This window comes from Stenotrophomonas rhizophila (assembly GCF_003751305.1).
GTDB classification, from domain to species: Bacteria; Pseudomonadota; Gammaproteobacteria; order Xanthomonadales; family Xanthomonadaceae; genus Stenotrophomonas; species Stenotrophomonas rhizophila_B.
The window spans coordinates 1,189,242-1,203,497 of the sequence record NZ_RJKV01000002.1; the positions used below are offsets into that span (position 1 = coordinate 1,189,242).

Here is a 14,256-nt window from a genome sequence, read left to right on the forward strand (position 1 = left end):
ACAGGGCGCGACACGAAGTATCAGCGCTTTCCGCCGAAAATACCGCCGAGCAGTCCGCGCACGATCTGGTTGCCCAGCTTGGTGCCCACGGTGCGCGTGGTCTGCTTGGCCATGGTTTCGATCATGCCTTGGCGGCGCTTGGTGCCGAAGATCGCATCCTTGATGCTCTGGCCGAAGCCGCCTTCCTGTGCCTCATCCTGCTGGCGTGTCCGGGCTTTCGGTGCATCGGTCTGCTCGACGGTCTTCTGCGCACGCTGTGCCAGCAGTTCTGCAGCGGATTCGCGGTTGATCGCGGTGTCGTAACGGGTGCCGACCGGGCTGCCGGCGCGTACCTGCGCACGTTCGGCCTCGGTGATGGCGCCCATCCGGCAACGCGGTGGCGCGATCTGGGTCTGCTGCACGGGCGAGGGAATGCCCTTGTCCTGCAGCGTGGACACCAGCGCTTCACCGGTACCCAGCTTGGCCAGCGTGGCGGCCACATCCAGCTTCGGGTTGGGCACGAAGGTTTCGGCGGCGACCTTCACCGCTTTCTGGTCGCGCGGCGTGAACGCACGCAGCGCATGCTGCACACGGTTGCCGAGCTGGCCGAGAATGTTGGCCGGCACGTCATCCGGGAACTGTGAGCAGAAGTACACGCCCACGCCTTTGGAGCGGATCAGCCGGACCACCTGCTCGATGCGCTGCACCAGTGCCGGCGGTGCGTCATCGAACAGCAGGTGCGCCTCATCGAAGATGAAGACCAGTTTGGGCTTTTCCAGATCGCCCACTTCCGGCAGCGTTTCGAACAGCTCCGAGAGCAGCCACAGCAGGAAGGTGGAATACAGCCGCGGCTTGAGCACCAGCTGGTCGGCGGCGAGGATGCCGATCACGCCGCGGCCATCGTGGTTGACGCGCATGAGGTCGGCCAGCTCCAGCGCAGGCTCGCCGAAGAACGCTTCGCCGCCGTCCTGCGACAGGCGCAGCAGCGAGCGCTGGATTGCCGCCACGGTCTGGGCACTGACCAGGCCATATTCGGTGGAGATGTCCTTGCGCTCCTCGGCGACCAGGCCGAGCAGGGCACGCAGATCATCCAGATCGAGCAGCAGCAGGCCGCGGTCGTCGGCGAGCTTGAACACGATGTCCAGCACGCCGGCCTGGGTATCGTTGAGTTCCAGGATGCGCGCAAGCAGGGTCGGGCCCATCTCGCTGACCGTGGTGCGTACCGGGTGGCCGAGCTTGCCGTACAGGTCCCAGAAAATGGTCGGGCTGGCAGCGGGGGCGTAGTCGGTCACGCCGAGGTCGGTCGCGCGCTGCAGCAGCGCCTCGGTCCCGGCGCCGGCCACGGCCAAGCCGGACACGTCACCCTTCACATCGGCCAGGAACACCGGCACGCCGATCCGTGAAAAGCCTTCGGCCAAGGTCATCAGAGTGACGGTCTTGCCGGTGCCGGTGGCGCCGGCCACCAGACCGTGGCGGTTGCCCAGCCGCGGCAACAGGGTCACGGGGATGTCGTCGGTGATGCCTTTGCCGAGCAGAATCGGATCCATGGTCAACTCGCAGTGTGAATAGGCGGGATTCTAAACGTCGGCATGGGCTGGCCGGCAGACGGGTTGCCCCGATGCAAGCGGCGCGGCTACTCTGCCCCATCGTTCGCACACAGTGCCAAAAATGCCCGTTCCTGTCTTGTTTGTCCGTGGTTGGCCGCTGTTGGCCGTTGCCGCGATGCTGTCGATCGTCCCCGAGGCCCATGCCCAGCGCGTCTCCGCCCGCGACAAGGCCAAGGTGGAGGCGCTCGACCAGCGCATGACAGCCGCCGAGAAGCGCTACAACGCGGCGCTGGTGCTGGTGAACAATGCCGACCCCAAGGGCACCAACGAGGCCGACGCCGCGCTGGAGGACATGGAGGATGTGATCAGCGCCTGCGTGGCCCAGAAGGGCTGTCTGGTGAGCAATCTGCTGCCGACCTACAAGCGCCTGCTCAAGAGCAACGCCGACAGCCAACAGGACAGCGAGGACGGCACGGCCATCGCCGACGGCACCCTGCTGGAGGCCGACCCGGACCATGTCGGCCCGCTGGCCGCCGATGTGCCCGAAGCCGCCCGTGCCGCCGCGCTGCTCAACGACAAGCGGCACGCCTTCGACACCATGGTCGAGTACAACCCGGCCGTGCAGGCCGGCATCCGCCGCTGGTTGACCGACATGCGCCCGGCGCTGCTCACCAGTTACGAGAACTACCAGAACCTGCGTGCGGTGATGTGGCCGGAGTGGGAAAAGCGCGGCCTGCCCGAGGCGCTGCTGTTCGGGATCATGGCCAAGGAATCCAACGGCCGCGTGCACGCCTCCTCGCGTGCCGGCGCCGCCGGGCTGATGCAGTTCATGCCCGCCACCGGGCGACGCTTTGGTCTCGGCCCGGACGGCACCGGTTTCGATACGCGCTTTGATGCCCGCAGCGCGGCCGAGGCCAGCGCGACCTACCTCAACGAACGCATGCGTGAGCTCAACAACAGCGTCGAGCTGTCGCTGGCCGGTTACAACGGCGGTGAAGGCCGCGCCATCCGCGTGTTCCGCCAGTACCCGGGGCAGGGCTTCTGGACCGACAGCGTCTACAACCAGTTCCCGGGCGAGACCAAGGACTACGTGCCGATGGTGATCGCCGCGGCGTGGATCTATCTGCACCCGCAGCAGTACGGCGTGGAGTTCCCGAAGATCAGCGCGCAGCCGGCCACCATCCGCCTGGCCAAGTCGACCACGATCTACGAGCTGACCATCTGCCTGGGCAGCGCCGGCACCCGTGACGGCTACATGCGCGCGCTGCGCAACCTCAACCCGCGCTATGAGGCCGACGGCTGGATTCCGGCCGGCACCACCATCAACGCGACCACCCGCATCGCCGGTCTGTACAACCGCTTCTGCGTCAGCGGCCCCCGCGCCGATCTGGCCCGCACCCTCATCACCGCCGACCTCAATGCGGCGATCGTGCGGCCTACAGCGGTCAGCTACACCGGCAACGTGGCGGTGGGCAGCGTGGTGCCGGTCGCGCAGGCGCAGGCCATGCCCGCGGTGACCCCGGCCGCGCCGGTAGCCGTCCCGGCCGCCAAGCCCAAGGCCAAGCCGGCCCGCAGTTACAAGGTCGGTAAGGGCGAGACCCTCGGCAGGATCGCGGCCAGGTTCCAGTGCGACGTGCCGACCCTGGCCCGGGCCAACGGCCTCAAGGCACCGGCCTATTCGCTCAGGCAGGGCCAGAGCATCAAGCTGCAGGGCTGCGACAAGTAAGCCATAACCGGGTAGGCTCGCCGGCATTACGCCTGCGGCCGCCCGGCCCAGCACATCCATCGCAGCGTCGGCCACGTGCCGGTGCTCACCGCAACACGCATACAGGACACCAAGATGGATATCACCGCAATCAACGAGATGTTCACCAACATCCGTGAAAACACCGATTGGGACCTCAACGGCCCGATGCTGTGGGGCTACTTCTTCGTCAACACCACCCCGGAGCCGCTGCACGGCCTGGGCGAGAAGCTGGTCGAACTGGGGTATACCCTGGTGGAAGTGTTCGAGCCGGACCTTGAAGAAGGCGAAGACCCGTACCACGTGCTGCACGTGGAGCGCGCCGAGGTGCATACGGAAGCCTCGCTGGATGCCCGCAACCATGAGCTGCAGGCCCTGGCCGAAGCGAACGGCGTGGAAGACTACGACGGCATGGACGTCGGCCCGGTCGAGATCTGATCGCAGCGCAACGCGCCACAAAAAAACGCCCCGGTGTCCCGGGGCGTTTTTTTGTGGGCATGAGCCCCAGGTAGTGCCGGCCGCTGGCCGGCTCCCCGTAATGCCTGCGATGCCGGCCAGCGGCCGGCACTACCGTCACTTCAGGGTGGCCAGCGCCTGCCCCAACTGGACCGCATGCTCGGCATCCAGATGCGGCGCGAACTCGGCCACGCCGGGCGGGAGCAGCACGATCACGGTCGAGCCGTAATTGAAGCGCGCCATCTCCGCGAAGCGCTCCAGGGTGATGCCCTTGCCGCGGTAATCCTTGCGCGTGATCGTATCGCCGTAGGCCGGAATCTCCTCGCCGCCCCACACCGTCTCCACGCCGGAGACCAGCAGCGCGCCGACCATCACCGAGACCATCGGGCCGAAGTCGGTATCGAAGTGACACACCAGGCGTTCGTTGCGGGCGAACAGCCCCGGCACCATGTTCACCGCAGCCGGGCCGACACTGAACAACCGTCCCGGCACATGCACGGTCTCGCGCAGGGTGCCGGTCCACGGCATGTGCACACGGTGGTAGTCCTTCGGCGACAGATACACCGTGGCGAACAGGCCCTGGTGGAACACCTCCGCATCATTGGCATCGCCCAGCAGCTCGGCGGCGGTGAAGGACTGGCCCTTGGCCTGGAAGATGCGCCCGTCTTCGATCTTGCCCAGCTGGCTGATCCGGCCATCGGCCGGCATCACCAGCGTACGCGGATCGGCATCGGCCACGCGGGCGCCCGGCTTCAACGCCCGGGTGAAGAACTGATTGAAGGTCGGGTAGCTGCGCGGATCCGGATTGGCCGCCTCGGCCAGATTCACGCCGAACTTGGCAGTCACCGTATCGATCAGCCAGCGCGAGACCCGCGGGTTGCTGGAGTACGCCAGTCTGCGCGCCATGGACGACAGCAGGCGGTGGGGCAGGGCGTAGCTCAGCGTGGTCATCAAACTCATGGGGCGGATTTCTCGGTCAGCAGTTGCAGGTCGCGGGCAATGGCCTGCGCTTGGAAAGGAGGGCGGATCAGACCGGCCAGGCGGCCTTCCGGGTCCAGCACGGCCAGGCTGGCCGAGTGTTCGAGGGTGTAATCCTCGGGATTCTCATCGAAGTGCTTGCCCGGCACCTTCTGGAACACGAAGCCCAGCGAGGTGGCAAAGCGTTCCAGCGAGGGCACATCGGCCGTCGCGGCCAGCGTGTCCTTATGGAACGCATGCACGTACTCGCCCAGCCGTGCCGGCGTGTCGCGCTCGGGATCGACCGAAATGAAGACCAGCCGCGGGCGCAGCGTCTCGGGCAAGGCTTCCCATTGTTTCTGGGCCTGCGCAAGATCGGCCAGCGTGGTCGGGCACACATCCGGGCAGAAGGTGAAGCCCAGGAACACCAAGGTCCAGTGGCCCTTCAGCTCGCCCGGGATCAGGCGAGTGCCATCGGACTGGCCCAGGTTGAAATCGGGCAGCGGGCGCGGCTGCGGATAGAACGTGATCGACTCGGTGGCGGGGCGGTCACCGCTTGGCTCGGGCGCGAAGACCTTCTGCGCCACGACCAGGCCCAGCCCGGCGGCCAGGGCGATCAGCAGGATGATGCCGACATTGCGATTGAACATAAGGGCCCCGTCCCGGAAGTGGCCACCATGATAGAGGGAGCCACGCCGGATTGTCGGGAGGGGCGTCGGCACGGGTGGGTTTCCGGGACCCGCCGTGAATCCATCCCTGGAGTCTCGTGAGCAGCATCCATGCTGCTCAACGGTCCCGGAACCCCACCCGTGCCGCCACCTCGACAGTTGGCCGGCGCGTCTGGGTAAGCAGAGCCAGGTGCACAGCCGAGCATCGAAACCTCAGCGTCTGGGGCAGGGCACGGATTGCTGTTGGCGAAATGCCGAGCATGGCTCGGCACTACAAAAACCGCATGCGATGCGTAATTCGTGCGCTATCGCCTTGGCCTTGGCTGTTCCCGAAAGAACCAACCCACTGTCAACGGCGTGGCGGGGGTGGGAGGGCGGGACCGTCAAGCGGCATGGATGCCGCTTGTCGAGCCCCCAGGGATGGGTTCACGGCGTGTCCCGCCCTCCCACCTCCGCCGCGCCAACCCACGAGCTGACAACCGCCGCATTGGCTTCTGTCTTGATCCTGGTCCTGGCCTGGCCTTGCCTGGCTCAGGCTCCGGCTCGTTTCGACTGCAACGGATGCCCCGGCCCGCCCCAGCGCCTATAATCGGGGGCCACATTGCCTGTTGCCCCGCCATGACCGCCGAAACGGCCGCCGAACTCCACACGATCATCGACCTGATCCGCTACGGCACCAGCCGTTTCAACGCCGCAGGGCTGACCTTCGGGCACAGCTACGACAACGCACTGGACGAAGCCACCCAGCTCGTCCTGCACAGCCTGCACCTCCCGCATGACCTCGGCCCCGCCTACGGCCAGGCCCGCCTGCTGCAGGACGAAAAGATCCGCGTGCTGGACCTGTTCCAGCGCCGCATCGACGAGCGCATCCCGGCTGCCTACCTCACCGGTGAAGCCTGGTTCGCCGGCCTGAGCTTCAAGAGCGACACGCGCGCCCTGGTGCCGCGCTCGCCGATCGCCGAACTGATCGAGTGCGGCTTCGAGCCGTGGTTGGCCGGCCGCGATGTCCATCGCGCCCTCGACCTGTGCACCGGCTCGGGCTGCATCGCCATCGCCATGGGCCACTACTACCCGAACTGGGACGTAGACGGCGTCGACCTCAGCGACGAGGCATTGTCGCTGGCCGAAGAGAACAAGGAACGTCTGCAGACGTCCAACGTCACCCTGCTCAAGTCCGACCTGTTCAACGGCCTGACCGGCCGTCACTACGACCTGATCGTCACCAATCCCCCGTACGTCACCAACGATGAGACCGATGCCCTGCCGCAGGAATACTCCTACGAGCCGGAGATGGGCCTGCGTGCCGGCGACGACGGCCTGGACCTGGTGCTGAAGATCCTGCGCGACGCCCCGCTGCACCTGAGCGAGGATGGCCTGCTGATCTGTGAAGTGGGCGAGTCCGAGCAGCACCTGTACAAGCTGCTGCCGGAAGTGGATTTCCGCTGGGTCGAGTTCAAGGTCGGCCAGATGGGCATCTTCGCCGTGGAGTGCCGCGAACTGATCGCGCACAACGCCCGCATCACCGAACTGGCAGCGCAGCGGCCGTGAGTTCCAACAGCTTCGGCAAACTGCTGACCGTCACCACCTTCGGCGAATCGCACGGTCCGGCGATCGGCTGCGTGGTGGACGGCTGTCCGCCGGGGCTGGAGATCAGCGCCGACGAATTCGCCCATGACCTGCAGCGGCGGGCCACCGGCAAGAGCCGGCACACCTCCGCGCGGCGTGAAGCGGATGAGATCGAGATCCTGTCCGGGGTGTACGAGGGCCGCACCACCGGCACCCCGATCGGACTGCTGATCCGCAACACGGATCAGCGCAGCAAGGATTACACCAACATCGCCCAGCAGTTCCGCCCGGGCCATGCCGACTACAGCTACTGGCAGAAGTACGGCATCCGCGATCCGCGCGGTGGTGGTCGTTCTTCCGCGCGCGAAACCACCATGCGCGTCGCCGCCGGTGTCATCGCCAAGAAGTGGCTGCTGCAGCGTCATGGCGTCACCGTGCGCGGCTATCTCTCGCAGCTGGGCGAGATCACCCCGACCGGGTTTGACTGGTCGGCGGTGGAAGACAACCCGTTCTTCTGGCCGGTCGCCGATCAGGTGCCTGCGCTGGAAAGCTACATGGATGCGCTGCGCAAGTCCGGCGATTCGGTCGGTGCGCGGGTCAACGTGGTGGCTGATGGCGTACCGCCGGGCTGGGGCGAGCCGATCTACGGCAAGCTCGATGGCGATCTGGCCGCGGCGCTGATGAGCATCAACGCGGTCAAGGGCGTGGAGATCGGCGACGGCTTTGCCAGTGCCGCGCAGAAGGGCACCGAACACCGTGACCTGCTCACCCCGCAGGGTTTTGCCAGCAACCATGCCGGCGGCATTCTCGGTGGCATCTCCACCGGCCAGCAGGTCACCGCCTCGATCGTGCTCAAGCCAACCTCCAGCCTGCGCCTGCCCGGTGCAACGGTGGACGCCAGCGGTGCCTCGGTCGAGGTGATCACCACCGGCCGTCACGATCCGTGCGTAGGCATCCGCGCCGCCCCGATCGCCGAGGCGATGATGGCGCTGGTGCTGATGGACCAGGCGCTGCGCCACCGCGCCCAGTGCGGCGATGTCGGCGAGATCACGCCACGTATTCCGGGCACGATCGATGGCTGATCGGCGCCCCAAGGTCTGGGTCAGCCAGCCCCTGTTCGACGATGTCGTGGAACAGCTCGGGCAGCATTTCGACCTGACCATGACCGGCGACGTCACCCGCTATACGCCGCAGAAACTGGCCGAACAGCTGGCCCACGTCGACGGCGCGCTGATCACCCTCAACGAACGCATCGGTGCGGCCGAGATCGCCAACGCGCCGCAGCTGCGCGCGATCGCCAACGTCGGTGTGGGCTACAACAACCTGGATATCGACGCGCTCAGCGCCGCCGGCATCCTGGCCAGCAATACGCCGGACGTGCTGACCGAAACCACCGCCGATCTCGGCTTCGCGCTGTTGATGGCCACCGCCCGCCGCATCACCGAATCCGAGCGCTGGCTGCGTGACGGACAGTGGGGGCAATGGTCGTTCCAGACCATGCTCGGTGCGGACATCCACGGCAGCACGCTGGGCATCCTCGGCATGGGCCGCATCGGCCAGGGCATCGCCCGTCGCGGTGCGCACGGCTTCGGCATGCGCGTGCTGTACCACAACCGTTCGCAGCTGCCCGAGGCCACCGAGGCCGAGGTCGGCGCGCAGTATGTGGACCTGGATACCCTGCTGGCGCAGGCCGATCACCTTGTGCTGGTACTGCCTTACAACGCCGCCTCGCACCACATCATCGATGCCGATGCACTGGCGAAGATGAAGCCAACCGCCACGCTGATCAACATCGCCCGCGGCGGCATCGTGGATGAGATCGCGCTCGCCGATGCCCTGGCCAACGGCCGCCTCGCCGCGGCCGGGCTGGATGTGTTCGAAGGCGAGCCGACGGTGCGCCCGGAGCTGCTGGCCCTGCGCAACATCGTGCTGACCCCGCATATCGGCAGCGCCAGCCAGGCCACACGCCGCGCGATGGTGCAGCTGGCCGTGGACAACCTGACCGCCGCACTGGGGCAGGGCCCGGATGCCGGCCACCCACCGAGTGCGATCAACGCCGACGCCGTCGCTGCCGTGAAAACCGGCGGCGCGAGCGTTGGCGGCAAAAAAATCGACGACGCAAAACGATAGGGAACCGCGCTGGCCAACAGGCGAGGTTCCCGAACCGGTAGGTACCGACCGATGGTCGGCACATATCTCCAAGGCACGGCAGGTACCGATCGTTGGTCGGTACACATCCCCAACGCACGTTACGTATCGGCCACGGGTCGGTACACCCAACAGAGGTTCTCATGAGCAATCCAGATCGTCGTTTCCACGTCGCCGTCGTCGGTGCCACCGGTGCTGTCGGCGAAACCATGCTGGCCATCCTGGCTGAGCGCAACTTTCCGATCGCCACGCTGAGCCTGCTCGCGTCCTCGCGTTCGGCCGGTGGCGAGATCGAGTACCAGGGCGAAAAGATCAAGGTCCAGGACCTGGGCACCTTCGATCCGAGCGGCGTGGACATCGCGCTGTTCTCCGCCGGTGGCAGCGTCTCCAAGGAGTTCGGCCCCAAGTTCGCCGCCGCCGGTGCGGTGGTGATCGACAACTCCTCGGCCTTCCGTTACGACGATGACGTGCCGCTGGTCGTCTCCGAAGTGAACCCGGAAGCGTTGAAGAACCGCCCGCGCGGCATCATCGCCAATCCGAACTGCTCGACCATGCAGATGCTGGTCGCACTCGCGCCGCTGCATCGCCAGTACGGCATCGAGCGCATCAACGTGGCCACCTACCAGTCGGTGTCCGGCGGCGGTCGCTCGGCGCTGGAAGAACTCGGCAAGCAGACCGGCCAGCTGCTCAGCTTCCAGGAAATCGATCCGCAGCGCTTCCCGGTGCAGATCGCGTTCAACCTGATCCCGCACATCGATGATTTCCTGGAGAACGGCTTCACCAAGGAAGAAATGAAGCTGGTCTGGGAAACCCGCAAGATCCTGGGCGATGACAGCATCCTGGTGAACCCGACCGCCGTGCGCGTGCCCGTGTTCTATGGTCACTCCGAAGCGGTCACCATCGAAACCCGCGACAAGGTCACCCCGGACGCCGCGCGTGAGCTGCTGGCACGTTCGCCGGGCGTGGAAGTGGTCGACAAGCATGAAGCCGGTGGCTATCCGACGCCGGTCACCCATGCCTCGGGTACCGATGCGGTGTATGTCGGCCGCATCCGCGAGGATCTGTCGCACCCGCGCGGCCTGAACCTGTGGATCGTCTCGGACAACATCCGCAAGGGTGCTGCCCTCAATGCCGTGCAGCTGGCCGAGCTGGTCGCCGCCGAAGGCTGATCGCGCGGTGGTCGGCGGCATGGGGATGCCGCCGACCACCCGCATCGAAACATCGCCGATCACGGGGGGAGCCGTTATATTGGCCGCCATGAAGAACCGGGTTCCGGGCGCAGTGCGTCCGCTGAAGTATGTGTCGACGCTGCTGCTGGCCCTGGCCAGCAGTTCCGCCATGGCCCTGGGCCTGGGCGATATCCGGGTGCTGTCCAAACCGGGCCAGCCGTTGCTGGCCGAGATTCCGGTCATTTCCGCCGATCCGTCCGAACTGGAAAACCTGCGCGTCGCGCTGGCCTCTCCGGCCACCTTCGCCCGGGTCGGGCTGGAGCCGCCGTCCGGGTTGGTCAGCGAGCTGCAGTTTGAATTGACCCGCAGTGCGCAGGGCCGCGCCGTGGTGCGCGTCAGCAGCCAAGCGCCGGTGGCGACGCCCTCGTTGAATTTCCTGATCGAAGCCGATTGGGGGCAGGGCCGTCTGGTCCGTGAATATTCCGCCCTGGTGGATGCGCCCAACAGCGCCGCTGCCGTGGCCGAGCCGGAGATTGTGGCTCCGGCAGGCGCGATGTCCAATGCCATCATCCGCGAGCCTGCGCCGGAGGCGGCAGCCGTCGCTGCGCCGTCGCGCCGTGCTGAAGCCGCTGCCGCACCGCGGCCGGCCACGCCGCGCCCTGTACAGAGCGCTCCTGCCGGGCCTGTCGCCGCCGATGGCAGCGTCACCGTCCAGCGCGGACAGACGCTCTCGCAGATCGCCGGTTCGCTGGCGCGCGAGCAGGGCATCAACCGCGACCAGGCGATGATCGCGCTGCTGCGGGCCAATCCCGAGGCCTTCATCCGTGGCAACGTGAACCTGCTCAAGCAGGGCGCGGTGCTGCGCACGCCGGGCGCCGAGGGCCTGGCCGGGATCGATGCACAGCAGGCCGCGGCGATCGTGCGCGAGCACACCGCGCAATGGCGGCAGTCGCGCGCTGCGATTCCGCAGCCCGCCGACAGCGGGGTGGCCGCCGTGCCGTCTCCTGCACCGGCCGCACCGACCGCTGCTGGCCAGGGCGCACGCCTGGAAATCGCGCCGGCCGTCGCCGCCGGCACCACCGCAGGCACAACCACCGGCACCGCTGCCGGCACCGAGGGCGACATGCTGGGTAACGAACAACTGCGTCAGGCCAAGGAAGACGTCGCCACGCGCGATGCCGAGATCCAGGAACTGCGCGAGCGCGTGGCCGAGCTGGAGAAGCTCAAGGCCCAGCAGCAGTCCCTGATCACGATGAAGGACAACGACCTGGCCGCTGCGCAACAGCGTCTGGAGCAGGCACCCGGGACGCGCGACAGCGCCAGCGGTGGCTGGTACTGGCTGGGCCTGATCGTATTGCTGCTGGTGGTAGGTGGTTGGGCGCTGGTGCGGCGGCGCAAGCCATCGCCGCTGCCGCCGCTGTCGCGCGATGGGCTCGATGGCACCGCATCGGCGGCTGCCGTGCCGGCCGCTGACTATGTGGACGAACTGGCCGAGCAGCGCGATGACACACACCGCGCACCCGACGAAGAGGCCATTGCAGAGGCCGACGTCTATGCCGGGCTGCGCCGCGAGCCGGTCTTCTCGCTCGCGCCTTCCCCGCACGATGCCGAACCGCACGATCCGCTCGATGATCCTCGCTGGAGTGCCACCGCGACCGACGACGCACCGGTGCTGCCGGAGGTCGAGGCGACGGCTGCCTCCGCTTACGGCATCGAGGCTGATGCGCAGCACGTGAACGTGGATGAGGCGCTGTTCCACGAGCCGGCGCCGCTGATCGAGCCGCCGGCCCATGCGCTGGAAGCCGCCGCGCAGCCGTCGTTCCGCGGCGTGTTCGAATTCCCCGATGAAACCGCGACTGCCGAACGCGCGGCAGACGCAAGCGATGACAGCATCGGTGCCGATGTTGAGCCGTTGATGGCCGTCCATGACGACACCACCGACGGTGCAGACCCGGTCGCCGACAACGCACCGGTCGCGCCGATCGGCAGCCCCGGTCGTGATCGACTGGAACTGGCCATCGCCTACCTGGACCTCGGCGATGCCGAGACCGCCCGCACCCTGCTGCAGGAAGTGGCGGTGGGCGCCGACCCGCACAGTCAGGCCGAAGCGCGCGAACTGCTGGCGCGACTGGGATGAGCGACGCCCGGCCGATAGCAGCGCGGGAACGCCGCCTGGACTATGTCGAGTTCGCCTCGCGTGATCCTGCCGTCAGCCGTCGTTTCTTCGAGCAGGTGTTCGGCTGGTCATTCGTGGATTACGGCCCGGATTACACCGCGTTCGACGATGGCCGTTTCCAGGGCGGTTTCTTCCGTGCGGAGCCGCAGACCGCTTCGGCGGGTGGCGCGCCGCTGCTGGTGATCTACGCCGATGATCTGCAGCCCATGCTCGAGGCCGTGGTGGCCCAGGGCGGACAGATCATCAAACCTGTGTTCGCCTTCCCCGGCGGCAGCCGGTTCCAGTTCGTGGAGCCTGGCGGCAACGAGCTGGCCGTCTGGTCCGAACGCGACGCTGCGTGATGCAATACCCGGCGCCTGCGCCGGTTTTCCCGACAACACAGAGGTTCACCATGCGCTACGCACTGGGCGTGGAATACGACGGCAGCGAATTCAAGGGCTGGCAGCAGCTGGGCGAGAGTGGCTGCCCGAGCGTGCAGGCCAGCCTGCAGGATGCGCTGTCCTCGGTGGCCAATGCGCCGATCCAGGTGGTGTGTGCCGGGCGTACCGATGCCGGCGTACACGGCGAGTGCCAGGTCGTGCATTTCGATACGGAGGTCGTGCGCGATCCGCGCAGCTGGATGCTGGGCACCACCACGCGCCTGCCGCGCTCGATCGCCGTGCGCTGGTGCGTACCGGTGGCCGACGAGTTCCATGCGCGCTTCGCCGCGCGCGCGCGCCGCTACCGCTATCGTCTGCTCAACCGTCAGGTCCGCCCGGCGCTGTACCGGCAGACCCTGAGCTGGGAGCGCCGGCCGCTGGATGCCGAACTGATGCACGCGGCCGGGCAGGCCCTGTTGGGCGAGAACGACTTCAGCGCCTTCCGCAGCGTGCAGTGCGAGGCCCTGCATGCGCGCCGGCATATGCAATCGCTCTCGGTGACCCGTCAGGGCGAGGTGGTGGAGGTTGCCGTTCAGGCCAATGCATTCCTTCATCACATGGTGCGCAATATCGTCGGTTCATTGATCCTGGTCGGTTGTGGTGAGCAGCCGGTCGCGTGGATGGGGCAACTGCTGGCCGGGCGCGACCGCACCGTGGCCGGCCCGACCGCTCCGCCGCAGGGATTGGTCTTCGTTGGTCCCCTGTACCCCGACAACTGGCAGCTGCCTGCCGAGGTCACCTTATGAGCCGCTCCTTCTACCGCACCCGTATCAAGTTCTGCGGCATGACCCGTGCCGGCGATGTGCGCCTGGCCGGCGAGCTCGGCGTGGACGCCGTCGGCTTCATCTTCGCCCGCGAGAGCAAGCGCCGGGTCGCCCCCGCCGAGGCGCGCGCCATGCGCCAGGCGATCGCACCGATGGTGGACGTGGTGGCCCTGTTCCGCGACAACACCAAGGAAGAGGTGCGCGAAGTGCTGCGCACCGTGCGGCCGACCCTGCTGCAGTTCCACGGTGACGAAGACGAATCGTTCTGCCGCAGCTTCAACATGCCGTACCTGAAGGCCGTGGCGATGGGGGGCAAGGACGAGGTCAACGCCCGCCAGCTGCAGCTGCGTTTTCCCAGCGCGGCCGGTTTCCTGTTCGACAGCCACGCCCCCGGTGGCGGCGGTGGCACCGGCGTGGCCTTCGACTGGACCCGCCTGCCCACCGGCCTGCACCGGCCGTTCCTGCTGGCCGGCGGGATCACCCCGGACAACGTGTTCGACGCGATCGTGGCCACGCTGCCGTGGGGTGTGGATGTGTCCAGTGGCATCGAATCAGAACCTGGCATCAAGGACGGCTACAAGATGCGCAAGTTCGTCGAAGAAGTGCGTCGCGCGGACTGCCACGAAGCGGATTGATCCGCAGGCCCCACGTGTAGGCCACGAC

The 14,256-nt window shown here is 67.2% G+C and carries 13 protein-coding genes; 10 read left to right on the top strand and 3 right to left on the bottom strand.

The window, feature by feature from the left end; all coding sequences use genetic code 11:
• Positions 1 to 20: 20 nt before the first annotated feature.
• Positions 21 to 1,526, bottom strand: a complete 1,506-nt coding sequence (locus EDF74_RS13735; protein ID WP_123730614.1) for a helicase HerA-like domain-containing protein — start codon at positions 1,524 to 1,526, stop codon at positions 21 to 23.
• A 121-nt stretch (positions 1,527 to 1,647) separates the two neighbouring features.
• Here EDF74_RS13735 and EDF74_RS13740 point away from each other — a divergent pair, with 121 nt between their 5' ends.
• Positions 1,648 to 3,252: a transglycosylase SLT domain-containing protein gene (locus EDF74_RS13740; protein ID WP_123730615.1), complete on the top strand. Its 1,605-nt coding sequence runs from the start codon at positions 1,648 to 1,650 to the stop codon at positions 3,250 to 3,252.
• Between the two features lie 114 nt (positions 3,253 to 3,366).
• On the top strand, positions 3,367 to 3,708 hold the full coding sequence (locus tag EDF74_RS13745) for a ribonuclease E inhibitor RraB (protein ID WP_123730616.1): 342 nt from the start codon (positions 3,367 to 3,369) through the stop codon (positions 3,706 to 3,708).
• A gap of 135 nt (positions 3,709 to 3,843) precedes the next feature.
• Here the strand turns inward: EDF74_RS13745 and asd are convergent, their stop codons facing one another.
• Both asd and EDF74_RS13755 read right to left on the bottom strand, forming a co-directional pair.
• A complete protein-coding gene (gene asd / locus EDF74_RS13750; RefSeq protein ID WP_123730617.1) occupies positions 3,844 to 4,686 on the bottom strand; it encodes an archaetidylserine decarboxylase in 843 nt (280 codons plus the stop codon).
• Positions 4,683 to 5,333: an SCO family protein gene (locus tag EDF74_RS13755; protein WP_123730618.1), complete on the bottom strand. Its 651-nt coding sequence runs from the start codon at positions 5,331 to 5,333 to the stop codon at positions 4,683 to 4,685. Before EDF74_RS13755 ends, asd begins: the two co-directional genes overlap by 4 nt.
• Before the next feature lie 636 nt (positions 5,334 to 5,969).
• On the opposite strand from EDF74_RS13755, the gene prmB reads away from it, so the two are divergent.
• From prmB to EDF74_RS13795, 8 genes are all read left to right on the top strand, one after another.
• Positions 5,970 to 6,899, top strand: a complete 930-nt coding sequence (gene prmB, locus EDF74_RS13760; RefSeq protein ID WP_123730619.1) for a 50S ribosomal protein L3 N(5)-glutamine methyltransferase — start codon at positions 5,970 to 5,972, stop codon at positions 6,897 to 6,899.
• Positions 6,896 to 7,999 (top strand): chorismate synthase, encoded by a 1,104-nt coding sequence (gene aroC / locus EDF74_RS13765; protein ID WP_123730620.1) that lies wholly within the window; start codon positions 6,896 to 6,898, stop codon positions 7,997 to 7,999. The genes prmB and aroC overlap by 4 nt, the downstream gene beginning before the upstream one ends.
• A complete protein-coding gene (locus EDF74_RS13770; RefSeq protein ID WP_123730621.1) occupies positions 7,992 to 9,047 on the top strand; it encodes a 2-hydroxyacid dehydrogenase in 1,056 nt (351 codons plus the stop codon). Before aroC ends, EDF74_RS13770 begins: the two co-directional genes overlap by 8 nt.
• A gap of 161 nt (positions 9,048 to 9,208) precedes the next feature.
• Complete coding sequence (locus EDF74_RS13775; protein WP_123730622.1) at positions 9,209 to 10,234, top strand: aspartate-semialdehyde dehydrogenase; 1,026 nt, start codon at positions 9,209 to 9,211, stop codon at positions 10,232 to 10,234.
• An 88-nt stretch (positions 10,235 to 10,322) separates the two neighbouring features.
• Positions 10,323 to 12,371, top strand: coding sequence for a FimV/HubP family polar landmark protein (locus EDF74_RS13780; protein WP_123730888.1), 2,049 nt, complete (start codon positions 10,323 to 10,325; stop codon positions 12,369 to 12,371).
• On the top strand, positions 12,368 to 12,751 hold the full coding sequence (locus EDF74_RS13785; RefSeq protein ID WP_123730623.1) for a VOC family protein: 384 nt from the start codon (positions 12,368 to 12,370) through the stop codon (positions 12,749 to 12,751). Before EDF74_RS13780 ends, EDF74_RS13785 begins: the two co-directional genes overlap by 4 nt.
• A 50-nt stretch (positions 12,752 to 12,801) precedes the next feature.
• The gene (truA, locus tag EDF74_RS13790; protein WP_123730624.1) at positions 12,802 to 13,575 is read left to right on the top strand and encodes a tRNA pseudouridine(38-40) synthase TruA; all 774 of its coding nucleotides are present in this window, start codon (positions 12,802 to 12,804) and stop codon (positions 13,573 to 13,575) included.
• Positions 13,572 to 14,228 carry a phosphoribosylanthranilate isomerase gene (locus EDF74_RS13795; RefSeq protein WP_123730625.1) on the top strand — a complete coding sequence of 219 codons (657 nt, stop codon included), beginning with the start codon at positions 13,572 to 13,574 and terminating at the stop codon, positions 14,226 to 14,228. Before truA ends, EDF74_RS13795 begins: the two co-directional genes overlap by 4 nt.
• Positions 14,229 to 14,256 lie beyond the last annotated feature (28 nt).